Source organism: Armatimonadota bacterium (genome assembly GCA_017993055.1).
Taxonomy (GTDB): Bacteria; Armatimonadota; UBA5829; order DTJY01; family DTJY01; genus JAGONM01.
In genome coordinates this window covers 56,088-81,977 of the sequence record JAGONM010000014.1, presented here as the reverse complement: position 1 = coordinate 81,977, position 25,890 = coordinate 56,088, and the positions used below count along the sequence as shown (strand labels likewise).

Annotated in this window: 20 protein-coding genes; all 20 read right to left on the bottom strand. The window is 61.4% G+C overall.

The features are described 5' to 3' along the window. Positions 1-132: 132 nt before the first annotated feature. Positions 133-987: a dTDP-4-dehydrorhamnose reductase gene (rfbD, locus tag KBC96_07435; protein ID MBP6964220.1), complete on the bottom strand. Its 855-nt coding sequence runs from the start codon at positions 985-987 to the stop codon at positions 133-135. A 3-nt stretch (positions 988-990) separates the two neighbouring features. Continuing rightward, the gene (locus KBC96_07430; GenBank protein MBP6964219.1) at positions 991-1,827 is read right to left on the bottom strand and encodes a zinc ribbon domain-containing protein; all 837 of its coding nucleotides are present in this window, start codon (positions 1,825-1,827) and stop codon (positions 991-993) included. Positions 1,828-2,018: 191 nt separating this feature from the next. Then, complete coding sequence (locus KBC96_07425; protein MBP6964218.1) at positions 2,019-3,071, bottom strand: response regulator; 1,053 nt, start codon at positions 3,069-3,071, stop codon at positions 2,019-2,021. A 247-nt stretch (positions 3,072-3,318) separates the two neighbouring features. Then, positions 3,319-4,521, bottom strand: coding sequence for a sigma-54-dependent Fis family transcriptional regulator (locus KBC96_07420; protein MBP6964217.1), 1,203 nt, complete (start codon positions 4,519-4,521; stop codon positions 3,319-3,321). A gap of 14 nt (positions 4,522-4,535) precedes the next feature. Then, entirely contained in the window at positions 4,536-7,232 is a 2,697-nt protein-coding gene (locus tag KBC96_07415; GenBank protein MBP6964216.1) for a GAF domain-containing protein, read from the bottom strand. A 295-nt stretch (positions 7,233-7,527) separates the two neighbouring features. Next, positions 7,528-7,746: a hypothetical protein gene (locus KBC96_07410; GenBank protein ID MBP6964215.1), complete on the bottom strand. Its 219-nt coding sequence runs from the start codon at positions 7,744-7,746 to the stop codon at positions 7,528-7,530. A 131-nt stretch (positions 7,747-7,877) separates the two neighbouring features. Continuing rightward, positions 7,878-10,787 (bottom strand): hypothetical protein, encoded by a 2,910-nt coding sequence (locus KBC96_07405; GenBank protein ID MBP6964214.1) that lies wholly within the window; start codon positions 10,785-10,787, stop codon positions 7,878-7,880. A gap of 246 nt (positions 10,788-11,033) precedes the next feature. Then, positions 11,034-11,612, bottom strand: a complete 579-nt coding sequence (locus tag KBC96_07400; protein ID MBP6964213.1) for a GtrA family protein — start codon at positions 11,610-11,612, stop codon at positions 11,034-11,036. Next, complete coding sequence (locus tag KBC96_07395) at positions 11,605-12,414, bottom strand: glycosyltransferase family 2 protein (protein ID MBP6964212.1); 810 nt, start codon at positions 12,412-12,414, stop codon at positions 11,605-11,607. Before KBC96_07395 ends, KBC96_07400 begins: the two co-directional genes overlap by 8 nt. A 47-nt stretch (positions 12,415-12,461) precedes the next feature. Then, a complete protein-coding gene (locus tag KBC96_07390; protein MBP6964211.1) occupies positions 12,462-13,574 on the bottom strand; it encodes a glycosyltransferase family 4 protein in 1,113 nt (370 codons plus the stop codon). A gap of 112 nt (positions 13,575-13,686) precedes the next feature. Then, positions 13,687-14,934 (bottom strand): glycosyltransferase family 4 protein, encoded by a 1,248-nt coding sequence (locus tag KBC96_07385; protein ID MBP6964210.1) that lies wholly within the window; start codon positions 14,932-14,934, stop codon positions 13,687-13,689. Further along, positions 14,931-16,394: an alkaline phosphatase family protein gene (locus tag KBC96_07380; protein MBP6964209.1), complete on the bottom strand. Its 1,464-nt coding sequence runs from the start codon at positions 16,392-16,394 to the stop codon at positions 14,931-14,933. Before KBC96_07380 ends, KBC96_07385 begins: the two co-directional genes overlap by 4 nt. After that, a complete protein-coding gene (locus KBC96_07375; GenBank protein ID MBP6964208.1) occupies positions 16,382-17,068 on the bottom strand; it encodes a hypothetical protein in 687 nt (228 codons plus the stop codon). Before KBC96_07375 ends, KBC96_07380 begins: the two co-directional genes overlap by 13 nt. 1 nt (position 17,069) lies before the next feature. Then, positions 17,070-18,122, bottom strand: coding sequence for a glycosyltransferase family 4 protein (locus tag KBC96_07370; protein ID MBP6964207.1), 1,053 nt, complete (start codon positions 18,120-18,122; stop codon positions 17,070-17,072). A gap of 17 nt (positions 18,123-18,139) precedes the next feature. Beyond that, entirely contained in the window at positions 18,140-19,498 is a 1,359-nt protein-coding gene (locus KBC96_07365) for a phenylacetate--CoA ligase family protein (GenBank protein ID MBP6964206.1), read from the bottom strand. Then, a complete protein-coding gene (locus tag KBC96_07360; GenBank protein MBP6964205.1) occupies positions 19,495-20,700 on the bottom strand; it encodes a polysaccharide deacetylase family protein in 1,206 nt (401 codons plus the stop codon). The genes KBC96_07365 and KBC96_07360 overlap by 4 nt, the downstream gene beginning before the upstream one ends. A gap of 5 nt (positions 20,701-20,705) precedes the next feature. Further along, positions 20,706-21,851 (bottom strand): glycosyltransferase, encoded by a 1,146-nt coding sequence (locus tag KBC96_07355; GenBank protein MBP6964204.1) that lies wholly within the window; start codon positions 21,849-21,851, stop codon positions 20,706-20,708. Next, complete coding sequence (locus KBC96_07350; GenBank protein ID MBP6964203.1) at positions 21,848-22,987, bottom strand: glycosyltransferase family 4 protein; 1,140 nt, start codon at positions 22,985-22,987, stop codon at positions 21,848-21,850. The genes KBC96_07355 and KBC96_07350 overlap by 4 nt, the downstream gene beginning before the upstream one ends. Further along, complete coding sequence (locus tag KBC96_07345) at positions 22,984-24,162, bottom strand: glycosyltransferase family 4 protein (GenBank protein ID MBP6964202.1); 1,179 nt, start codon at positions 24,160-24,162, stop codon at positions 22,984-22,986. The genes KBC96_07350 and KBC96_07345 overlap by 4 nt, the downstream gene beginning before the upstream one ends. Positions 24,163-24,210: 48 nt before the next feature. Further along, positions 24,211-25,878 carry an O-antigen ligase family protein gene (locus KBC96_07340; GenBank protein MBP6964201.1) on the bottom strand — a complete coding sequence of 556 codons (1,668 nt, stop codon included), beginning with the start codon at positions 25,876-25,878 and terminating at the stop codon, positions 24,211-24,213. Positions 25,879-25,890: the final 12 nt, after the last annotated feature.

Sequence of the window (25,890 nt, the reverse complement as noted above, 5' to 3'; positions counted from 1 at the left end):
CTCTTAGGGTTATACTGCTCATCGATGCTCCTCCGTTTCGCTCGCTTGATTCGTGACCAAATCAAGTCTACGAAACGGGGAGCATCTTCGCAAATCTACACACTCAAAGCTTACGCCACTAGGCATGGGCGCTCAGGAGTCGAGGCACGAGACGAAGTCGGCCAGCGCGTCATCCCAGGAGCGCAGATCGTCGAGCCCTTGAGCCTTCAGCATCCCGTGGCTCAGCACGGAGTTCTTCGGGCGTCGGGTCGGGCCAGGCCACTCGCCGGATTCGATCGGCTTCACCTCGACATCGGTGATCCCGGCGAGGGCAAGTGTGGCCACCGCGAACTCGTGCCAGGAGCACGACCCCTTGTTGGTGACGTGGCAGGTGCCTCTGAGGGAGAGGTCAACCATCTGGCGTATCTTGCGGGCGAGATCCACAGTGAAGGTCGGTGAGCCGATCTGGTCAGCCACGACTTTGATCTCGCGGCGCGTCTGCGCGAGGTTGATCATCGTGCGAGGGAAGCTCTTGCCGTGCACGCCGTACAGCCAGGCGGTGCGGACGATCAGGTGCTCAGGGCAGAACTCGCGCACCCGCGCCTCGCCCTCGAGTTTGGAAGCGCCGTAGTGACCTAGCGGGTTCGGGACGTCCGATTCGTCGTACGGCTCGCCCTTCTCGCCGTCGAAAACGAAGTCGGTGCTGATGTAGACGAGTCCCGCATCGTTCGCCGAGCAGGCCTCTGCGATGTTTCGCGTGCCGTCGGCATTGACGCGGAAGGCGGTTTCGGGATCGCGCTGGCAGCCGTCAACGTCGGTGTACGCCGCGGCATGGATAACGACCTGCGGCCTGACGTCCGAGATGACCGCGGACGCTTGAAGGGCATCGGTGATATCGAGGGCGCGGAGTCCTGCGGTCACATCGGTCGGGACCACATCATGGCCTGAGAGCGCCTCCTGGAGGTCACGACCGAGCATACCGGCCCCACCGGTGATGAGTACGCGCATGTGCTAGAACCCGAAGACCGGCGTCTGACCGGCATCGCCGCGGATGCTGAAGGTCTTCTCCAGCCCGAACTTGTCACAGACCTTCGCCAACTCCGCGTCCGCCGCAGTGAACTTCTTGTCCAACGTGCCCGCGTCGGCTTTGACGGAGTTCAGTCCCGCGATGTCGTTCTTGCTGACGGCCGCCTGGAACTTGCCCATGAATACGATGAACGTACTGAGCGACTCGTAGTACTTCTGACCGAGCGGCCCGCAGTCGGGCGGCGCAGGCATCTGCAGGAAGTAGGCCGAAACCTGCTGCCACTCGCGGGTGAAATCCATGGACTTCTTCGCCAGGTTGTCCGTCGGGCTCTTCGCGCCGTCCTCGTCCCAGTCAAAGGGAAGCGCCTTCATTATTGCGTCGGAAGCATCGGCCATAACGGACTGGAGTTCCTTAGAGTAGACGGTCTGGCGGTACTGCTCCACCTTCTTGAGGTGCTCCAGGTACTTGACGACCTCTTCGGGGACTTCCTTCTTCTCGGGCTGTTTGGCCTCGGTCGTCGGCGACTGCAGGACTCCCGGCTGTCTGGCCGGGGGGGCGGTTTCCGTATTCAGAACCGGAGGCTGGATCGGGGCTGAGGTCGGCCCCTGATCGGTGACGCGGGGGCCCCTCAAGAGGAAGGCGGCGATCACGGCGGCTACGCACAATCCGACCGCAGCGGCGACCAACGCGACCTTCTTTTTGTCCGTTGCGGCAGGCTGGGCGCCTGTCGTCTGGAAGACCTCGCGCGACGCAGGAGCGCCACAACCCGGACAGAATCTCGATCCGGGCGGGATTTCGGTTCCGCACTTGCCGCACTCCATGAGAATGCCTCCCTACAGATCGTGCCGTCGGTTCGAGTATAGCATCGGGGCAGATGCAAGTCAATCGGGGATAGACCGGAAGCTGGACAGCTCCGGGGCAGTCGGTCTGCAGTCTGCGGCCTACTCGTATGAGAGCCCCGCGCCTCGAGTGAAGCGCGGGGCTCGATGAAGGAGGTAAGTCGGACGGTATATCAGGCAATCGCGCCGGCCTCAACCGCGCGGGCAAGGGTGTGGCGCTGCTCGTCGTCCACCTTGGTGAACTGCACGCCGTACTCCCAGTCCTCGTGACCGTTGCTGGATACGAGTATGGCACGCGTGATCCTGCCGGTTCCGGAGAACTCATCGAGGCCCGGGATGCCGGACGCCTGGATCTTCACCGTCGCTCCGGTCTGGAATCGCTGTTCCGTGATGATCTTGAGACCCCCGGCGCCGATGTCCTGGGTGAGGACCCTGCAGACGGGACCGACACTCGGCACTTCGGAATGAGGATTCTTCTCGACGAGGGCCATATCCACCGCAATGCGTGCCGGCATGCGGGGATGCTTCCTGCGCTGCACGCGGTAGATGACGGCAGGCTTGCCGACGACAATCATCGCCTCGAAGACGTCTCTAACCGCGAGCACCGACGTCTCGAAGCTGTAGAACGCGTCCTCGCCGGCGAACCCGATGGAGACCGCCGACCCCGGTTTGAGGCATGCCCCACCGGATATCCCCGAGGGGCAGGTAATAGTAAGCGTGCGGTCGTCCTTCTCCGCGATACGGCTGTGGTACTGACCGACGCACTCGCCGTCGTGAATCTCGAGGACGAGCGGCTGGTTCTGGTTGAACAGAACCGTGCGCACGGAGCCGGACCAGTTGAACGCCTTCTGGCCGATCCCATCATCGAGAGTTGCCTTGACCAGAGCCGCGAGGCTGTGCAGATCGAACGGCTTGTTGACGCAGGCGGTGGCGCCCACGGAGAGCGCGCTGGCCATGGTGTCGTGGCTCTCGTAGGCCGTCATGATGATGATGGGCATGTCTTTTCCATCGCGTCGGATATGCTGAAGCGCACTGATACCGTCCATCACGGGCATCTTGACGTCCATGATGACAAGGTCGAACTCGCTGTTCTTGACTGCTTCGACCGCTTCAGAACCATCGTGCACCGCGGTGACTTCGTAGCCGGCCTTGCGGAGTTCGGCTTCCAGTATGCGGCACAGATTGGTCTCATCGTCCGCGACGAGTATTCTACGTTTGTTGATCATTTCCCCAAGCCTCCAACAGCACGTCATCCGGGCTGAAGGGAAATCCAGCCGGGACATCAATCATCGCCCGTTCACAAATGCTTCGGACGTATCCTCGCGTTGCTGTCACCTCTTGTTATTGCATAAACCGTGCCATTGAGGGCATTGGCGACAAACTGGGCACTTTTTTTTGGCCAGTCCTGATGCCCTGACGGGGGACTCGAACATAGAGGACGGCGCCGCCCGTGATCCGAGAATGCTTCGGTCGTCAGGACCTCTCGCCGGCGGCCTGAACCGCGAACGGGAGCAGATCCGGCGTCACCAGGTCGGACGCGGGGTCGGCTAGGACTACGCATCGCTCTATCGCATTCTCAAGCTCGCGGATATTCCCCGGCCACTCGTACTTCATGACCAGATCCATCGCCTCGGGGCTGAGGAACTTCACGGCCTTGCCGTTCTCCTTGTTGAACTTCTGGATGAAGTGCTCGACCAGCGGCGCGATGTCCTCCATGCGCTCCCTGAGGGACGGCAGGAAGACCTGGATCACCTGCAGGCGGTAGTACAGATCAGCGCGAAAGACCCCGTCCGCGACGAGTTGCTCGAGATCGCGGTTCGTGGCCGCAATCAGCCGGACATCTACCTTGACGGTCTTCGTGCCTCCGACACGCTCGAACTCGCGTTCCTGAAGCGCGCGGAGAAGCTTTACCTGCACGCCGGGCGAAACCTCGGGAATCTCGTCGAGAAAGAGCGTGCCCTGAGTGGCAAGCTCGAACCGGCCGATCTTCTGGCCCGTCGCGCCGGTGAACGAGCCTTTCTCGTGGCCGAACAGCTCGCTCTCGAGGAGGGTCTCGGGCAGGGCCGCGCATGAAACTGCTATGAACGGCTTCTGCGCACGCGGGCTGTTATAGTGTATGGCGCGGGCGATCAGTTCCTTGCCGGTCCCGCTCTCTCCGCGGATTAGCACGGTAGCGTTGCTGGCGGCGACCCGCTCGATGATCCTGTAGACCTCCTGCATCTTGCCACTGCTACCGACGATGTTGTCGAACTTGTACCGCGACTTGAGTTCCTGCCTGAGTTCGACGTTCTCTTCGAGAAGCCGGCTCCTCTCCAGCGCGTTCTTGACGACCAGCTTGATCTCGTCCATGTCGAACGGTTTGGTGATGTAGTCGAACGCGCCGAGTTTCATGGCGTCAACGGCGGTCTTTATGGTGCCGTGGGCGGTGATCATGACCAACGAGAGCCTCGGGTTGATCTCCTTCGCCGCCTCGAGCACCTCGACGCCGTTCATGTCGGGCATAATCAGGTCGCAGATGACGACGTTGAGGCCCGGCTCGGTCGCCACGATGTCGAGGGCCTTGCGCCCGTTCTCGGCGGTTCGAACCTGATAGCCGTCTTTGGTGAAGACGGCCTCCAGCACACGCCGGATATTCGGTTCATCGTCAACTATCAGCAGGGATTTCTTTTCGTCCATGACACACCCTTTCACTAGCCATCCGTGGGCCTCTGCCCGCGTCTCGCGTACTCTTCTTCGCCCATCTGGACGGCACTCTCGGCCTGCTCGAGAGCGGCTCGAGCCCTGTCGCCGCACAGAGGCAGGAATATGCGGAAGGTTGTTCCCTCTCCTACCCGGCTCTGGACTCCGATCCGTCCGCCGTGGTTCTCGACTATCTTGTTGACGATCGCCAGACCGAGGCCGGTACCCTTGGTACGAGTGGTGAAGAAGGGCACGAATATCTGCGGCTGATGCTCTTCCGCGATGCCGATGCCCGTATCTGAAACGGCGATCTGCACCCCGTCCGGCTCGGCAGACGTGACAACCGAGAGTCGGCCTCCTTCGGGCATCGCCTGAATGGCATTGAGGATGATGTTGCGAAAGACCTGCTCGATCTGCTTGTCGTCCGCGACCACCCTCGGCACATCGTATGCGAGATTCTGCTCGACTTCGACCCGGGACTTGCTTATGTCCATCTGCATGAACTGAAGGAGTCTGAAGAGCACGTCGTTCACGTCGGTTTCTCTGAGGTTGAACCTCGTCGGCCGCGCGAAGTCGAGGAACTCGGTGGCGATCCTGTTCAGCACGTTCACTTCCTCGATGATGATATCGAGGAACTCGCACATCGTGGCGTGGTCCTCATACTCATTGCGTATGTACTGCGCTGCGCCCTTTATCGAACTCAGCGGGTTGCGCAGTTCGTGGGCGATGCTGGCCGCGAGCTGCCCGATCGCCGCCAGCTCCGAGATGCGGCGCATCTCGTTCTCCATGCTGATCTCGCGCGTGACGTCCTCGAATATGATGACGACCCCGAGCATCTCGCCGACGTGATCGCGGAGCTGGGCGATGTTCATGTTGATATACGCGACGTTGCCGTCGAGGCCGTGGTACTCCAGCTTGTAGCCGAGATATTTCTGCCCGCTATCCAGGACCCGGCGGACGGCATCGGCGGTACGCGCCCTGTCGGCCGGAGAGATGTCCAGCTTCTCCACGACGTCCGAGAAATGCAGGCCGGTGACGTCAGACGCATATATGGATGTGATGTCCTCGGCGGCCTTGTTCCAGGTCAGCACCCGGCCCTCGCGGTCGAGGGTCAACACGCCGGCCGCGATGCTGCGCAGAATGTTGTCCGTGTAGCTGGCGAGTGCGGCGAGAGCTTCGAGTTCTTTGTACAGCGCGGCCGCCTGCGACGCGATCACCGAAAGAATCTTGACGTTCTCCTCAGTGTAGGCATTGGGCGCGTAGCTGTGCACACTCAGCACCCCTACCACCTCATCCTGGACTATCAAAGGGATGGCCATGAGCGAACGGACCGCCCTGCCCCGCATACTCTCGAGTGAGCGGAACCTTGGGTCTCTCCGAACGTCGCGCGACACGAGAGCCTTCCGCTCTCGAATCGCCCAACTGCCGACGCTGTCGCCGTCGAGGGGAATCCCCTCGGCCGGACATTCGGGCGTTTCCACGCTTCGGCAGGCCTGCTCGACAAGAAGGGAACGATCGTAGTCCACCGTGTAGATGAAGCTCTCGTCGTACCAGACGATGCCGCGCACGATGTCTAGAATCGAATCGAAGGCTTCCTTCGGGCTGCCCGCGGTGGATATCCGCTCGGAGAGCTGATAGAGCGCGGAGAGCTCCAGCGACTTCTGCTCGATCTGCTCCTCGTACCTGCTGGCGTTCTTGATGATGCTTGCCGCCTGGGAAGCCACGATCGAGAGCAGGCGAATCCGCCGCTTCTCCGGCGGGCGGCCGTTGCTGCCGAGCATGAGGACTCCGATCACGGCATCCTCGGCCACCAGCGGCACGAGATTGATGCGCGAGAACGACTTGCCGAGCGCATCCGCGAGCGGCCTGAGCGACTCCGGCCATCGCCCGCCCGCGCCTGCAACCAGGCTGCGCGGCTCCCTGTGCCGGTGAAGCCACGCGATCGCCTCATCATTGATCATGCCGGGCACTGATCTGCGCAGTCTGGCCGGCACGGACGACGAGGACCACACGCGAACCGCGGAGTCCGAACGGCCATCCATCAGCAGGAGCATGGAAGAGACATCGCCGGTAACCTGAGCCGCGAGACGGACCAGGGTGCCGACCGCATTCTCCAGGCTGTAGGCATTGCTGAGATCGTTGCTCATCTCGTACAGGCTCGAGAGTTCCTGCACGCGATCCTTGAGGCTCTGGTAGAGACGGGCGTTCGATATCGCAAGAGCGGCTTGGCTCGCGAACACGCTGAACAGCTTGACGTCGTCGCCTGTGAACTCGGAGGCGGGCGAGATGCGGCGGATGCTGAGGACTCCGTTGACACCCCCCTCCTCATCCTTGAGAGGGACGCAGATGGAAGACACGATGTCGGGGCGGGGAGTGATCTCGGCTCCGGCGAAACGGGGATCGTCCCGCAGGTTCGTGAGGAGCATCGGCTCGCCGGACTGCGCGACCCGGCCAGCGATGCCCTCTCCGTAGGCGACTCGAGTCTCCTCGACGATCTCGACGGAGAGCCCGAAACTCGCCTTGATAACCATCTCGTCGCGATGCGGATCCTTGAGCATCAGCGAGCAGGCCTGCGCGTCCATGACGGCAGCCGCCTTCTCGGTGATCAGCCTCAGCAGGTCGTCTATCTGTGTGTTGCCGATCGCCTGGCTGATCTCGTAGATCGCGGTGACTTCTTCTATGCGCTTTCTCGCGGACGAATCGGGCATGCCTGTCCCCAAAAGTGAGCCTCAACGTGCAGATTATATCACAAAGCGCGGCTGACGAGGGTGAACGAGAGCGCATCCGACTCTCGACAATGCGACCTTCCCGGACAACAAGAACGGCCATCTCCATCGGCGTGAAGATGGCCGCGCCGGCAATCACCTTGACCGACCCGCCTACCAGCGCGTGGCGGGGCCGATCTGCTGGACGAGAGCCAGGAGGAATACGATCCGGGCGGCGACGACCAACGCGGCTCTCAGGACGGCTGCTCGTGCCATCGGTCACCGGTCGTTCCAACCGTCAGGCAGCCAGCCGCAGTTCGAAGGGAATCTCAACACCCTCGACCTCCGCGGACCCCGATGAGCCGAGGCATGCCGTCGGGGTCTCCGTCCAGAAACGGTCCCAGTGCTCGTCCTCGGCGCGGCAGTTCACCGCGGCGGTCACGAGCAGGAGTCCCAGGGCCGCGAACCCGAGAGCCGCGAGTATGACGGTACATACCGTCAGAATGGAGATGCCCATTTCTTCGATGTGCCTCCCATGAGGCGCTGGCCATCCGGTTCTCACGACCGGCCAGCCTCCAGTCTCCATTATCGGAGCAGGGAAAGCACATCTGCAGACGGCGCGACGGAATGAGAGGGAGGAAAGCAGCGTCAGCGAACGATCTTCTTGAGGTCGTCGGCCCTCCGGGTGAAGATCGCAGGGCCAGAGCCAGAGTCTGCGGTCTCGAGGCCGCAGACGCCGGTTGCTCGAACGATCTGCCCTGTCGAGAGATCTGAAGGCGGCGCGACAATGACCTTGACATGCCTCGGACCGACCTCGCGAGCACCCAGTGATGCATCACTGATACACACGTGGTCCGGACCGATCTCGGTGACGCGTCCGGAGATCATTACCAGAAGGCCGACGTTGTTCAGGCCGGTCCCACTGTAAGGACCCGGCAACACTGTGTCGGGAGTCCCGCCGACGGAACGCGCAAGCATACACACGGGCCTCACCGAACCCCAGCCAATAGGATCGACGGATGAGGCGGAGATGACTCTCACGCCATCGGCTCGACCCATGCAACCCCTGACCGCAACAAGGCGACCTTCCTCGACCGCGTCTGATGAGACGACCTCAATGCCAGAGGAACGGTCGAGGCTCTCCACGTAGAATTTCCCCGGGAATGCGGCCGTCACCACCACCGGCTCGATGCTGACCGTGATTCCGTCGGCGCATCGCTTTGCCACGCCAAGCTTGCAGGGATCGGGCAACACGAGGATGCCGTCCGAACTGCCGACGGGGCTCCAGAGACTAGCCCCGTTCCTGGCACGCACCGAGACGTAGTAGACTCGACCGGGCACAAGATTGAGATTGCCAACGGCGATCTCCGTTTCGCGAGTGAAGGTCCAATCCGTGACGTCGTTTGAGCCCGGACTGCTGCCGACCGCGTACTGATACCTGTCTATGCCCGACTCCGGATCCTCGGCCGTCCACAGGGCGTGTAAGTAGTCGGTCTCGACTTGCTGCAGACCATCGTCCGTGACCAGCGGGCTGCGAGAAGGAGGCGTCAGATCAATTGTCAGGCACGGCGAGACCGTAGGGTCGCTCCACCTGCCGCGCACGTCCAGGTCCTTGACCGACACGTAGCACGATCCCCCATGAGTCAGACGGGCTCGGGCAAGCACCGTGTGGTCTTGCAGACCGGTTGAGGTCCAGTCCTCCAGATCCGCCGAAGCGGGGGAACTACCCACGGCGTACTTGAACTCCTGCACGGGCATGCCGCCCAGCGGAGCAGTCCACCGGACCATTGACGAGTTGGAGACGAAGCTGTCCAGTTGGACGAACTCGGGAGGCGCCGGCGCCTCGGCAGCCCACTCCACCCGAAAACTGCTTGTCACCTCCGGCTGGAGCGCGACGTACAAGCCCAAACCAGTCAGTCTCTGGGATATTACGGAGGGCCCCGAGGCCACCGGCACCCGGCCGTCCTTCAGTCCAATCTTGACCTCATTCGCGAGCGCGCAAGGCCTGTTCACAACTACCGTGACTGCTCCATCAGGGCTCGGAGTGCAGGTGATAGAACCGGCAAGGTAGTCCTGGAGCCTGGCGACCAGTTGGTCAGCAGGCATGAACGCCACGTTCTGGCCGGACAGGTACTCTATCGCCGAACGAATCTGAGCGGACATGTGGATGCCGCTCGTATAGTAGTTGCCGTCGGGATTGAACATGTAGTCATGGATGTAGCCGTAGGAGTAGAGTCCATACTTGACGTTCTGCATGAACTGGGCCTTGATCTCGGATGCAAAGTTCCTGCCTTTCTTCCACACGAGCCAGTCGCTGTCTAGCGTCTGCGATGGGTAGTAGGACGTGCTTGCGGTCTGGGCCAGGTTGAAGAGCCACACCCTGCGAGTGGGCATTCGCTGAAGGTCCACATACTGACCCGTGGAAAGCCTGTATTGCCTGGCATCACTGCCTGCCGCCCCGAACAGCACACCCGCATTCCGAATCAGCGCAATCTGAGCCGGGGTCGGATCCATGTCGCCCGAGAAGTTGAAGTAACCCCCCGTGGCGGGAACGACGGCATTCTGGTCCGCCAGGGCTTCGCTGGTCTCGTGGAGCACGTCTTCGACAATCGGCCAGGATGAGGGGTGGGTCCTCGAGTGGGAACCGATGGTCATCAGAGGGTTGTCGAGTCCGTTCCACTTCGCTATCGAACAGGCGTTCAGCCTATCGTAGACGAGAAGGTTCACCAGCGGAACGCCGAAGTCGCGGGAAAGCGCGCTGACGCCGTCTATTGCAGCCAGGTTGTTCGTGGTGTCACAATGCACTTCGAATGATGCGATCGGTTTCCCGTCGGTCCTGTCGTTGGCGAAGCCGATCACCGTGGGGTCGGCGTATCTCAGGTACATGACGACTCTCCCGGCGTCGAGCGTGCTGAGCAGGTTGTGAGCAGTCCCGTCTATCGCGCCGCCTCGATCGCAGAGAAAACCTACGGTTTTGCCCTGCACAGTAACCGTGACCGGCGGCGCCATCTCAAAGTCATAGGTGTTGAAGTAGCCGCTGAGAATAACACTGGTGACAACCGAATCCTTCACCAAGCCTTCCGGCAGAATCGGAGACCCCGTCAGCAGGCGGTAGCCCCCGTTGGATACGCCGAACAGGGAGTATGAGTAGTTGACGTACTCGAGCAGAGTACCGCTCGGGCTCCACCGTTTGAAAGGCGACTGCCCGGTAATGAAGACCTTGCGACCCTCCCCGACCGCCGCCTGGCATCTCGCCGCCACTTCGGAGACCGGGACCGGCGAGGTGTGCCCGTTCAGGAAGATGACATCGTGGCCGGCGAGAGGCATGGTCACGAAACGGCTGTAGCCGACGACGTCGAACGGCAGACCGGCCCCGATCAGATCGGTAACAACGAACTGCCCGTTGTCGGAGGCGACCGCAACCGGAGAGGGCTGCTCGGTCGTCACGACGAGCACCCGCTGCGAACGACAGGGAGAGGCGAGCGCAAGAATGCAGAAGACGAGCGCAAGAAGACGGGCAAACTGACGGCTACCGGCCTTCTCGAAGACTCCGGCCATCGGAAGGGACTCCTCCGTTCACGCGTGACCGCAAACTCGTCCTGAAGCGGTTCTACGCAAATCATCGGCAGCCGCGACCTGATTCCGTGCGGAGATGTTCTGAGACCGGACGGCAGTCATAGCTCCAGCAGCCGCAGGATACTGAGCGTCGTCCCTGGACGCAAAATACCTATGTTGGCATTGTACCACATACTGTGTAACAACACAATGCCATTTGTCGGTAACTTCATGACCGAGCAGGCTGATTCACCGGCGGGTGAAGAGGGCGGTTCTGCGCGCCCAGAAGTTGAAGAAGAAGACGATGACTATGGCGACCGACTTGGCGGCGATGATGCGGGCGGCGTTGATGGTGATCTGAAAGCCATTCGAGGCGAACACGGGTATGACCGCGAGAACCCTGTCCGTCCATGACTGGATGAACGCATGGAGGGCGACGGATACCTCGCACCGGCCGAGCAGCCATCGCATGGCCAGCTCGAATATGATCTCCGTCAGAATGAGCCCCGCAACGCCGATTGCCGCGAAGACCGCGAACTCGAGACCCCGGTTGCGGATGCTCCGATGGGCAAACACCCAGCTTATGCTGAGCAGGTAGCAGACCGCCAGTCCGGCGATATATCCCCCGGCGACGGCGGCGGCATTCGGCCAGTGCGCGAACCGATAGAGAAGCAGCAGCACCGCGTAATCGAGCACGGTCGCCAGCGCGCCGACGATGCCGAAGCGAATCATCTGGTGGAGCCCGGAGTCCGACGGCGCGAGCAGCTTCCCCGCGCGAGCCAGGGATGGCCGGGCCGCTGCTCCTTCCTCTGACGGCCTACTATTCATGTGAGCTTTCCGATTCGGCAGCGCGACCCGACGCCGCGTCAGGACCCGACACGAGGTTCTCCCTCTCCTCGAGGACGACCATAGATGCGAAATCACGGCGGAAGAGAGGGCTCTTGATCCGGCCGTTCTTGTGGAGAGTGTAATGCCAGGCGACTCCGAGCGTGGACAGGCCGTACCTGACGCTGCGCAGGAAGTTGATGGACGAGGCCTCGGGCATATAACGGCACGGCACGCTGATCTCCGCGATCCGGAAGCCGAACGCGACCGTCTGGAAGAGCACCTGCGAGTCGAAGACGAAGTCGTCGGAGTTGCGGAGATAGGGTATGGTGGTGAGAAGCTTGCGGGAGTAGGCGCGGTAACCCGTGTGCAGCTCGCTGAGACGAGTCCCCATAGAACGGTTCTCAACCGAAGTGAGGAATCGGTTGGCGAAGTACTTGTAGGCGGGCATGCCGTACTGCCGCCCGTCCACTCCGAGCAGTCTCGAACCGAGGACGAGGTCAGCCTCGCCCTCACGGATCGGGCGGACCATCTCGGGAATCAGCGTCGGGTCGTACTGGTAGTCGGGATGCAGCATCACGACGATGTCGGCCCCGCGCCGCAGAGCCTCGGTGTAGCAGGTCTTCTGATTGGCCCCATAGCCCCGATTCTCGGGATGCACGAGAGTAGGGATGCCGAGATTTGCGGCCTCGCGAACGGTCTCATCGTTGCTGGCGTCGTCAACCAGAAGGATCTCGTCCACGACATCCTTCGGAATCTGTTCGTAGGTCCGAAGCAGGGTTGAGGCTGCGTTGTAGGCCGGCATCACTACCGTTACTTTGCCCATCTGCGGATTCCCAGTCTCCTGAGGCATCAGGACTCGGCCGCTTCGCCCGTCAGCACACGCCCGTACAGCGCCTCGGTCTTGTCGGTCACGCTGTCGTAGTTGTACTCGGCGACGCCGTGCGCCTTCGCCCGCTCTCCGAGTTCCCTGGCGAGCGCAGGGTTGCCCAGAACCAGCTTCAGCGACTCACAGAGATCGTCCACGTTCATGCTCTCGAAAATGACCCCGGTGTCCTCCACGACCTCGGTGTTCGCCGGAATGTCGCTTGCGATCACGCAGTTGCCGTACGCCACCGCTTCGAGCAGCGTCACAGGCAGACCCTCGATCGTGGACGGATGGACGTAACAGTAGGCGTTGCTGTACAACTCCTGGAGTTCTTCGCCGTAGACGTAACCGGTGAATATGATCTTGTCGGACGCGTGCTTCTGCAGGTCGGCGACGTATTCATCCGAATGGCTCGACCCGCCCGCGATGACGAGCGGCATCCCGGGGTTCAGCCTCTCGTAAGCCTCGATCAGATAGTGCGCACCCTTCTCCGGAACGAGCCGTGCTACGAACAGTATGTAGTCCCTCTCCCCGAGGCCGTACTTCCTGATGGTCTCCGGCGGACGGATGATCGGTTCGGTGACGGCGCTCGGGATGTATGTCACGGGGCGATGGTACTTCTCCTCTAGGTACTGCTTGAGGAACTTCGAAACAGTTATAGTGCTGTACGGGAAGTAGACGGATGCCTTCTCGCCGAACTGCAGGAACAGCTTGGCCTTCTTGCCCCACTTCTCGCGCTGCCAGTCGAGCCCGTGAACGGTTACCACGCTGTTCTTTCCGGCAAGACGCGCCAGGATCGCGAGCGTTCCCGGCCCGATGGCGTGGTAGTGGACTATGTCGTAGTCCTCGAACGTAAGGTGCAGGGTCGCGACGAAGGTATGCACGATGGCGTCGAAGTTCTTGCTGGCCAGGGTCGGGAGCTTCTTGAGATGCACTCCCTTGTAGAGCTTATCCTTCGTCTCAGTGTAGTAGGGGCGGCAGTAGACGGTGACGTCGTGCCCCTTCGCCGCGAGACGCGTGCTTATCTCCTCGACGTGGCGCTCAATCCCGCCCCACGTCGCCGGTATTCCCTTCGTGCCGAGCATTGCGATCTTCATGGTTGTCTTGCCGTCCCCCGCCGAGCGCGGCCAGGGAGATAGCACATTGTATCATATCGGGAGAATGCGGACCGACTTGGAGAGCGCCGTCCGACGCGGCCCGGACTTAGATTCAGGCGTCACCACGTCCCCGGCCCAGCAGGCGCTCGTAGATAGCGAGGAGCGACTCCATATACTTCTCGATCGAGAACCGCTCCTCCACCTTGGCGCGGCCCCGCCTGCCCATCTCGGAAGCCATCGCCGGATCGTCTATGAGGCGCCTCATGCACGACGCAAGTTCATCCGCGTTGCCGGCCTCGAAGATCAGGCCGTCCGCGCCGTGCTCCACGAGTTCCGGGATGCCGCCCATGTTCGAGGCGATGACCGGTTTCCCGGCGGAGAACGCCTCGAGGATCACCATCGGGCAGTTCTCGTGGCACTCGGAGGGGAGTACTACGAACCTTGACTCAGCAAGTTGCCTGCGAAAGTCCGCACCGGTCTGGAACCCCAGGAACCTGGCATTCTCGATATGCTCGTCGGAGACGATCCGCTGACACTCTTCGAGCAGAGGCCCCTTGCCGGCAAACCTGACCTCGAAGCCGCCGACTCTGCCGCAGGCCTCGAGCAGAGTCAGCACTCCCTTGAGCGCTTCGATGCGGCCAATGAAGAGCCCGTACTCGCCTGGAGCGAAATCGGGGGCTATGGACCTCGTGTCGGCATAGTTGTGCAAGACCTCAACTCGGTCTTCCGGAAGCCGCCCGTACTGCACCATCCGCCCTTTCAGGAAACGGCTTGGCGTAACGAACAGGTCTACGTTGCGCTCGTACAGACGCAGTGACCTGTGAACGGCGCCTTCGACGGCACAGACCAGGCTGCTCGCATAGGAGTCCTTGACACATTTCCGCAGCACGGCATGGTGAAACCACTTCCCGCGGCATCTCTCGCACACTCGGCCGTGCGTGAGGAGCAACATCGCCGGACAGATCAGCTTCGCGTCGTGAAGGGTGAGAACAGTCGGAATGCCAGCCTTCTTCAGGGCTGCCAGGATCGAGGGCGACAGTTGATGGTAGATGTTGTGGAGGTGCGCAATATCCGGCCGGGTGTCGGCGATGAGTCTTTCGATGCGCTCGCGGGCTTCCCTGGAGTAGACGATATCCGCAGCTTCCTTGGCCAGTCTCTTGATGCCCTTCGACTGCCTGGTGTTATAGTCAATGCTCGGCACGAAGTAGTCGGAGTACTGCGACTCACGGTTGTCTGGATGTGCCATGGCGAAGGTGATTGCCTCGTGACCGAGGGCTTCCAGCTCTCGAGCGGTGTCGAAAACGATGGTCTCCGGCCCACCGACCGGCCGGTAGAACTTGTTGGCTATCAGTACTCTCACGCCTCGCACCTTCGTTCCATATGTTCGGGCGGCTCGAGGCCTAGAAGGCGCAAAACGCCCGGCGCGATCGTAACGATGCTTCCGCCCAGATACTCTGGCAGCGGACGGTTCATGAGCAGCGCCGCCTCGGGCATATGTCCACCGGACACCTTCCTGTGCGTCGGGTTGACGTCAACGATCGGCCCGAAGAGCGATCGGCTGACCCCATACTCGAAATCGAGTTGGAAGATCACTTCGGGGTAGATAGAGGCATACGGTCCGCGATACATCTCCTCCCGCCGCATCGCCCATGTCACGATCTGCTTGCCCGTCTTCGGATCCCTGACCTTCAGCAGGTCAGCGATCAGCCTTTCTACAGCCTCCTCGTGCTTCTCGTCGCTATCGAACCCGGACCTTGGCAGGTCCACCCCGCCGTAGGGATTCATGCCCGAGAAGCGAGCGACGCCAGCCGAACTGCCGGCCTGATCTATCACGAACGTGGACTTCTTGAGCGACTTGGCCCCCGGAATCAACCTGGCGATCTTGAATACATAGTCCTGCATATCGTACCTGTCAAGAGTTCGGAGTACGAGCATCTTCATCCGCTCGAGCAGGCGCTTCGGGTCGAGCCTGCTGCGAGAGGCCGATGACTTGAGCAAGCCCTGCTGCCGCAGAAACTCATTAACGAGAAATGCCTTCGTGCAGCGCATGCCGTGACCGTGGTCGCCGAACACCATGAGCACCGTATCCTCGTCGATCAGATCTAGGTACTCGCCGATGATCCGGTCATGCAGCCTGTAGAAATCCTTGATGACCTCGGAGTGCGGGTTCTTGCCCGGATACGTCGGATCGGTCGGGTCGCAGTGGCGCCAAAAAGAGTGCTGCACCCGGTCGAGCGTCAGGAAGTTGATGAAGTAGAGGTCCCACCTCTCCCGGGCGAAAAGCTCCTTGCTGAACCGGAGGTGGTCTTCCGTGAGCTTCATTGTGCGCTCAGCGAATGCACCGAGGGTCTTCTTCGTAGGCTGATCCACGATCCCTCCGAGTTCGGGCACTTCGCAGTCGGTCAGGATCGAATCGGGATGCGCCTGGATGTCGCCGGTGACGAACACAGGGCCATTGACCATGATGCCGTTGACAGGCCAGACCGGATATGCCATGAAGGGGTTGATCACGCAGACACGCTTGCCCTGATCGCCCGCCGCGTCCCAGAAGGTGTTGCCCGTGAGGCCGCCGGTGTCGCACTTGAACGCCTTCTGCTTGGTGTCGAGGTAGTCCACCGAGTCGAGGATGCCGTGGTAGTCGGGCGTAGCGCCAGTGTATATGGTCGCCCATGCGGGCACGGAATCCGGCGGGTAGACGGAATCCATCCGAGTGAACGCACCCTCGTCCCGCAAGCGGCGGAAGTTCGGCAGTTCGTCCCACCACTTCTCCAGCAGGCTCGGCTCGAGCCCGTCCATACCCAGTATTACTACCCTTGACAACCACAAACCTCGCTTCCAGCCCGCCCGATCATGCACAGCACTCGCGTCAGCACGTCTGCCGCGATCTCCTCTACGGTCCTCGTCCCATCAACACGGATGAACCCCAGACCATTGCTCAGCGTCGCATACGCCTCAGCCCGATCAACCAAGTACTGCTCATCCATGACGTTCGGATCCTTCTTCCGATCCCACGCCACGCCCGGCGGCACGTCGAGGAAGAAGACCGCGTCGGGCTTGGGGAACAGCCTGACGAGCGGATGGCGCGCCAGCTTGATGATGCCTTCACCGCGCCGATCGAAGTTGATCGCCAGATCAGCCAGCATGTCGTAGATGAATCGGTCGCAGATGAGCACCTTGACGCCACCGAGAAGGCCCCGGAAACACGACCTAACCTGCATCAGATAGTCAAGCAGGCTCAAACTCAGCCATACCGGACCAATGATCGGCTTTCGAAGGATGCCCTTCTTGGAGGACGTAAAGGCCGTGTACTCGGACCCCCCCTTTTTGCGGCGGATCAGCTTCTTCGCCAGCTTGTTGAGCGGATCAAGTAGCCGGGGACTGTAGCGGCACCAGGTGTAGTCGCACAGAATCCCACGGTCTCTGAGTGCCGAGACCAGCCGCTCAGCCTGAAGCGTCTTGCCGGACCCGTCGATCCCCACGAAACAGATGAACATGCTACCTCGCAATCAACTCGTCCACATCGCCGAGAAACGCCTCGACGACCGCCGGCCAGGTATACGATGCAACCTTCTCTCTGTTCTTTGCTTCGCCGAACTGCCGCACTCGCCCTATCTGCTCAATCAGCGCCTCGGAACTCTCGGCGTAATACACACCGTTGCCACCGCCGAATCGGTCGATCAGCCCGCCGAACCTCGTACTCACCACGGGCAAGTCGCACGACATCGCTTCGAGCACCGAGAGCGGCATCTCGACGGCGCCAGTATCGTCGAACACCGGGAACACATAGAGATCAGCAAGCTGATAGACCTCCTCGATCCGCTCGGCATACCCGTCCAGAACGATGACGCCGCTCTCACGCAGGCTCGCGGCAAGTCCCGCGTCCTGAGGTGTGCTCGTGCTGCCGACGACTAACGCCTGCACTCCCGATGCGGACGCAACATCCGCCATCCCCTGCAGGTTTCGGCGCTCATTGATGTGTCCGACGTGAAGAACTACATATGCATCGGGGGCAACCCCATGCTCCGCGCGAAGCCGAGCTCTCTCGGAAGCTTCTACCGGTCGGAACCTCTCTGCGTCAACACCGGCGTGAACGACGCCCGCGTCAATGCCGATAGCCTCCAACATCCTCCTGCTCGCCTCGGACTGCACGTAGACCCGGTCCGGGGCGACCGCTCGCAGGATCGGCCATAGGTATACCGGATACGACCTCGGCTGGAGACCAATCATGACGACAGGAGCGCCACGCGCGTACGACCTGAGCGTACGCGATCTCAGGAAGCTCGCCGGGGTCGCGGACGCAACCGGTACGTATACCAACGCGTCGGGACGGAACTCCAGAATCGCCCGGCGGATATCGGCGTTGAGCAGCAGCTTGTCTGCCTGCACCTGCACGTCAATCACGCCCGGATCGCCAGATCCAAGACGGAGCACTTCGTGCCTCGCGGCCGACTCGCGAAACAGGTGGTACGTGAAGTTCTTGTAGCCTTCATCGAACGGGGGATGAAGCTCCTCCGTGAGAAGGCATATCCGCTGCGCGGTCTCAGTCATGATGCTCGGGTGTCCTGCTATTCCCCGGATCTGCCTATCTCAGAGATGATGAAACGATGCTTGCCCGCCCGCGTGAGTGGGATCGAGTCCACTACGTCGAACTCGACTTGGAGATCACCTCCGGTTTGCTCGGCGATGATCTCCGCCAGTTTCTCTAGGTATTCTTCCTTGAACTCCGCGTTCGGAACGATCCTGAACACGATCCCCGAGGGCTCTGCCTGCCAGATCTGAAACTTCGATATACCCGGGACCGCCCTAGACAGCAGCGTCCAGAAGGTGCCCGGGAAACGCGACCCTGACCGCGTGACGATGACATCGAACACGCGACCCTCGACCTTTTCTATCATCGGCAGACCGCGCCCGCAGGAACACTCCCTGTCGGACGGAACCGCTAGATCGTCGATCCTGTATCGGATGAAAGGCATGCCGAAGTTGTCCAGATCGGTGATGAGCATCTCGCCGGTCTCGCCAGGTCTAGCGGGTGTGCCGTCTTCTTTGAGATACTCAACAAAGAAGCGCTCCACGTTGACATGCAGTCCCCCATGCGCATTGCACTCGTGGGCAATATTGCCGAACTCCCTTGAGCCGTAGCGATTGAACACCCTGCATCCGTATGTCTGCTCGATGATCTCGCGCTGTTCGTCGAACATGGTCTCGCTAGACGCGATGATCGCACCGGGGCGAACCGAGTACTCGGGATTGTTCCGCAGGAACTCGGCGAATGTCACGAGAGGCGTCGGGTACGAGGTCAGCAGCTTCGGCCGGAACTTCTGCAGGGCTCGAGCGTACTCCGCCATCGTTTCGCTGTTCAGGTTGTAGGAGCAGAGGAACAGCGTGTTCATGATGGCGGACTTCAGCCGGCCCTTGAGCTTCTTGTGTGGAGTCAGGTCAAACGCCGCGCCCCACAGGGTCGCCGACCTGTCGCCCATGCGCGCCCCGCACCATCCATTTCCCCGCAGAACGATTGCCTGCCTGGCCTGGCTCGAGTTGTCGTCCACATAATACCACGTCGGTTCACCCGTAGATCCGCCAGTACTGTCCTTGCGTATACGCTCCCTGGGGACTGCCGTGCTGACAAGACGCTCCAGATCAGCGCGGATGATATCCTTGGTCAGCACGGGCAGCCGACGCATATCATCGGGCGACCGAATGTCCGCAGGCGTGATTCCCGCACTCTGGAGGGCCTCCGAGTAATAGGGTACCGTGGAGCAGGCATGTTCCAGCAACCTGGTCAGCTTGAACCACTGGTACTCGAGAACCTCAGCGCGGCCCAACCGTTCCGTTCGCGCCAACTCGGACACGAAGCCCATCACGCGATCACGCTTCGCGAACCTGTATGCCGGATAGATGACGGAGCGCAACATGAAGGGATTCACGGACGCCTCCCCAAGAGATAGTATCCGATCAGCCAGCCGATCTTGCGAAATCGCAGCGGCCAGAGATGCATCTTGTCTCCCTGAAAGACCCGCAACCGAGACAACAGGTACTCGCCGTCCGTATAGGCGATCTTGCGACCGCGGAAATGCCAGGCGTCCTGGCATCCGATCCGGTTGATCCACGCCGGATCGGCTCCGGGCGCGTTCGGCGTTCGGCCTGTGGAACTACCGGACTTCGTGCTAGCTGCGTAGCCGACCTCCAGCGCGAGACGCTCGACCTCTGGACTCCGGCCGCCTCCCGGCCAGCAGAGGAATCTCACTTCATGGCCGAGATTCTCCTCCAGCAGGCGCTTACTCTCACAGAGCTCGCATCGGGCGCGCTTGAGATACTCACTGCCCGACTCCATCCGCCCCCTATCCCCGTGCTCTTCCCGAAATGATCGTGCGATCTCCAGCAGTTCGTTCCTCCACTCGGCACGCAGGAAGAAATCCTCCCCGACGACTGCCTCGACAAGATGGGCCGCAAGCTCGTGGTCGGGAAGATACTGAGGCCCGGAGAGAGCCCTGCCGTGCTCGTAGATAGGCGTCCCAAAAGGTACGAGCGAGCTCTGATCTTCAGAGAGATAGCGAGGCTTCAGGTCGGGACGCGCATTCCACATAAGCCACGGATACCTCTCGGCGCTTTCGGGCGAGTGGAAATCGATGATGCGAGGCCCGTTGAAACACCAAGTGTGCGTACAGGTATGCGACTGAACCTCCATCACGCCTTCGGACTCCATCCGCCGCATCTCGGCCCATGATAGAAAGCCGGGCCCGGGCAGATCGGATCGGGCGGCCCTGCCAGCCCACACATCGTCCAAGGTGTTCCGAGGCTTCGGCGAAGGGTCTACGAAATCCGTGGAGACGAAGACCGTGCCCTTGTACCCGTGCTTCTTGAGGATCGGATAGGCGTAGACATAGTTATCAAGGTAGCCGTCATCGAAGGTCAGGACGACCGCTCTCCCGGGCAGTCTCCTGCCCTCCTTCATGTACGCATACAAGTCTCCAAGTCCGATGGAAATGTAACCCTCCCGAGCCATCGCCACGACCTGATCCTCGAAGACCTCGATGGGAGTCGTAAGCCAGGGCCATGGCCATCCGCCAATTTCCGGGCCGACCGTGTGGTACATCAGGACGGGGACGCTGTAGGGTTTATTGCTCATATAGTCTATCCGGCGGCGGACTGACCCGCGGACAACCGCGCATATATCTCTTCCAGCTTTCGGGCGGTGGCCTTGACTGAGTAATCCGACTCCGCCTTCTCCGCCGCGCGTTGCCCGAGCCGGGACGCCAGATCGGCATCGGCAGCCAGGTCACATATCGCATCGGCGAATGCCTGCGGTGCGTCCGGCTCGACCAGCAGGCCGTCTTCGCGGTCGGCGATCACATCGGGAATGCCCCCCACCCTCGTAGCGACGATCGGTTTGCCGGCCGCCATCGCCTCGAGCAGTGATATCGGCAGACCCTCGCGGATCGAGGAAAGCGCGAACACATCCATCGCGGCGAGCAATCCCGGGACGTCGCTCCTCGCGCCAGTGAAGATCACCCCGTCACGGACGCCGAGGTCGGAGGCACACTTGTCGAGTTCCGCGCGAAGCGGCCCGTCACCAACGATCAGGAGGCGGATGCCCGGCACGTCCTTCGACGCAATCGAGACGGCTTCGATCATCACGTGGAGCGCCTTCGGTTCGACGAGACGCGCAAGTGTGCCGACCAGAAACGTATGTTCTGTGACCCCGAGTTCGGTCCGTACCGATGCTCGTTCCGCCTCGCCTGCGCGGAAACGCTCTGCGTTCACACCGTTACGAACGACTATCAGTTTATCGTCGGGGACACGCTCGCGGTTGCGGATGATATCTGCTACGTCTTGAGAGACGCCGATCCGCAGGGCCGTGTGCCTCACCATGTATCGCTCGAAAGCAACCTGCCACGGCTTCTTCCACATCCCCTTGCCATGGTCCGTCGTGATCATCACCGGCACCCTGGCCAAGAGCCCCGCGATCCGCCCGTACAGCGCGGCATGATACATATGCATGTGGAGTACGTCTACCCTCTCCCGCTTCAAGAAGGAGCATATCCGCAAGACCGCCAGAGGAGCGCTGCGAAGGCGAAAACCGAACGAATGGTACTTAACATCGGCGGCTTCGAGGCGATTCTCCAAGGTTCCCCCGGGCTGAAGAACGCACACGATTACTCGAAAGCGCCCAGCGTCGAACTCCGGCGCGAGAGAGACCAACTGCTCCTCCGCGCCGCCTATATTGAGACGCCCGATCAGATGAGCGACCGTGATTCGGTTTGCCTGCTCGCGGTTCATCTCTGCCCCATAGCCGTTTCGATCAGTTCACGATAGCGGGCCTTCACTGCGTCCGGATGGTGGTTCAGCCTGACGTACTCCCGCGCGCGGGAGCCTATGTCGTCGCGCGCCTGCGAATCCGAGGACAGATGCCGTACGGCCTCGACGACATCGTCGAGCGACTCACAGAACCTGCCGAGGTCGTACCGCTGAATCAGGCCGTCGGGATCCACGGTGGATATGACCGGGATGCCGCGGCTCCAGGACTGCAGGAAAGTGTTCGGGAAGCCTTCCATCTCGGACGTGCAGACGAACAGCGCCGCCCTGTCGAAGTGCGTCCCGACTTCGTCGTAGGGCACCAGACCGGTCAGCTCGATGTTCGGCACGCTCTCAGACTGCTTCATGATGCCATCGAAGAGCTGCGGGTGAGAGTGATACGCCCCTCCGACCATCAGGAACTGCACGTCGGGAAGCCGCCGAGCAACTTGCAGGAACATCTCAGGATGCTTGTGATCCCGGAAACTGCCGACCCAGAGGACGGCGCTTCGACCGGGCGAAGGCTCGTGCTCCGGAATCGAGAAGGTGTTCCTGATGATGAACCCCTCTCGCCCGAAGCGCCGCTTCAGATCGCTGTTCTGCTGATCGGTCTGGACGACTATCATTTCCGCGTGCCGAATACCATGCCTGTAGACCATGCGCTTCATCGGGTTGAGGCGACTCTCTTTGGTGCCGTCGAGATCGAGGTCTATCGAAGTGGCGTGGACGAACGGACGCCCGAACCGCCTGCACAGCATCGCCAGAACCCCTGTCATGGTCCCGGTGGCTCGTTGATAGTAGAGATTGGCATCGGCACGCTTGATCGCCAGCCACATGGGATATTTCCAGGGTTTCAACAGCCACTTCCACTTGCCGCCCGGACGGTAGGCCTTGATCAGCCTGAGTCCTTCAGGAGTAACGACCTCATCCTGCTGGCCGAAGTCGTGCACAAGCGCTGATACCTCGCATCCGATGTCTTTCAGCATCTCCACGATCAGGGTCTGCTGGACTTCGGCCCCTCCCATGAAATCAGGCTTCATCCCGAGCAGCAGCTTGCTCAGGATGGGAGAGGTGGAGATGAGGCAGACCCGGTATCTTCTGTCCGCGAACTCGTTGTTCATTTCCTGCCTGATGATACGCGCGACCTGTCGGCGGCCAGGCGGCCGAACGTCTCGATCAGCCGCGCGGCGACCGCCTCAGTAGAATGATTATCCCTCACGTATTCGAAGGCGCGCCTGCCCATCTCCCGGCGCGTCTGTTCGTCCTCGGCGAGTTCCCTGACCCTGGCGATCAGTTCCTCGATATCGCCACAGTGATACCCAAGGCCCCGAGCGGCTATCAGGCCATCGGGGTCAAAGGTGGTGACCGTCGGTATCCCGGCTCTGCACGCTTCCAGGAAGACGTTCGGGAATCCCTCCGCTTCCGAGGTAAGCACGAGCATCATGGCTCGCCGGTAGTAAGACTCCGTTTCGCCCGCCGAGACCTGCCCCGCAAGTCTCAAATTGCCGAGCCCGTCGGCGCCGTCAACGACCCTCTGCCAGAGCGGGCGGTCTGCTTCGTTGAACCCGCCGATCATCTCGAACCGCCGGTCCGGGATGCGCGATGCCAGCTCGACCACCCATTCAGGACGCTTGACCGGCCTGAACCGGCCCACCCAGAGGATGGTGTCGCGTTCCATGCCGTCATCCGGCGCGCGATCAATCGGACACATGTTCCGGATGAGGATGCCTTCCCGCCCGTAACGGCTGTGCAGAAGGCGCATCTGCTCCTCAGTCTGGACGAACACAGCCGACGCGCCCCTGATCGCCGCGTTATAGAGCCACCGGTTGAGAGCGTTCATGCCTGACGCGTGACCGCCGTCGAGATCCCGGTTATGAGCAACACCGAATACGAACACCTTGCGACAGAGCCTGGACGCGAGGCCCGTGTAGCCTGCTTCCGCGCACGCTCCCCGGACATAGTAGACGTCGGCGCGTACTCTGCGGACGGAATGCAGGACACTGAACAGCGCCTTTGCCGTCCGCAAAAACCTGTTCCCGACAGGCGATCTGATGCCGAGATTTACCGGTATTCCGTCGTCGGTCACCTCAGCGTCGAAGCCGTCTTCGGACAGCAGAAGGAACTCGACAGGCGTTCCGGCGGCTGCGAGGGCGCGAGCCATGATGACCTGCTGGAACTCCGCCCCGCCGGTGGGCGTATCGGGTACCCGGTGCAGCAGACCGCGCATCCGCAACGAACAACTTACGAAGCAGACCTTCGGCATTCGTCCGGTCGCGGAGATCGAATCACAGTTCACTATGCGCTTCCTCCGTGTGCGATCGGAGCTTCGCGGGTCGCCCGAGCTCTAGTTCCGGACCGGCGCCGGGCGTGCCTTGCGCGGGAATCGGCCGGCAGCCCCGCCTGCGGCATCAAGGGCGACTTCCGCCGCCGGTTCGGGTCTCAGGTACGCACCGGCGATGCAGCCGAACATAAGGAAGTACAGCGCGCTCAGGTACGGACAGAAGAAGAATGCGTCGGTTGTAAGGGCCTGAGACAGGTGACCGGCGGCAAGCGCCCAGAAGGCCAGCACGAAGCCCTTCCCGAGAACGCCCGGCGGCGCGCGGCGATAGGCCGTAACCGAATAGGCCAGCATTCCGACCAGCATCGCGACAAACGGCACAAATGCGAGCGCGCCTCCCTCGACGGCTATCTTCAGGTATGAGTTGTGCGGAGACGTAAGCCTGGCGCCGTGGTGAGGCATGATATCGCCGTAAGGACGAAGGTACTCGCGTGCTCTTTCGCCATAGTTCTGCACACCTATTCCGAACAGCGGGTTTTCCTTTATGATCTGAACCGAGGTCGTATACACGATCGCGCGGCCGTACATCTCGGTTACGGATGTGACACGACCCTTGACGATAGGGTGGGAGGTGATGGGCCCCCAGAAAGCGGCGACCGCTATCGCGCCGAAGACGATCACCGGGGCCATTATCCGGCGGAAGTCACGGCTTCCGAACAGCAGGACGGCGGTGCCGAGCACCCAGCCTACGTAGATGCTGCGCCTGAGGGTATAGAGCATGGCAAACCCCATCATCACCGCGAGTATCCAGTAGAGGACGCGCCTCTGCTTCCAGACAGGATCAGCCGCCCGAATCACGGCCAGGAACCAGGCGGCGGCGACCACCATCCCGAACTCCTGGGGCGATCTGGCAGGCCCCTGGACCCGGACCGCGCCGAGCTCCAGTTCCTGCCACGCGGTCCCGTATATGCGGAAGAGGTTCTTATGTGTCAGGTACTCCGGGATGCCGAATCCCGCCAGATAGACTCCGACCAGGATCACACTCACGAAGACGAGACGCAGGTCATTCCTGTTGCTCACCCACCGGCGGGCGAAAAGGTAGACGAGTATCGGCATGAGATAGCTGTCCATGACGCTCTGGGCCGCCTGCCTCGGCTTCTGGGACGCAAATGTGGCGAGCAGCATGGTGCCGATGAACAGGAACATCGCAAGGTGGAGAAGAGTCAGCTTCGGAAATTCCTGGGAACGCTTGGCCTCCGCGAGCATAGCGGCCAGCATCACCATCATGAAGAGCCGGTCGGCGGTGACGACGGGAGTGCCCGGCATGAACTTGATCTGGAAGAAGTTGCCGACGACGAGCGATGTGATGAGCCAGATCAGAAGACCCACGAGCGGCCGGCTGAACGTGATCAGCGCGTATGCCAGGAGCCCGATCGCGCCGAGAAGCAGTTTGAGGTAGACGGGTTGCATGAACAGCACACCGGCCAGACCCGCCGAGGCGATGACCGTAAGCACCCATCCAGTGATCTCGTACTTCTTGACTATGCCGCGGACCCATCGCCAGGCCCGCTTCAGAAGGCGCCACGCGCCGAACACTATCACCTGCAATGTGAAGGAGATCGCGGCCGCAAGGACTCGCGTCACCCTCAGCCGGGCGATACTCTGCGCGAGCGGCGATCCGCCTATACGGACGAGGACCGAGGCGGCAGGCGCCCAGATTCGTCTGCTCGCCATTTCGCGTATTTT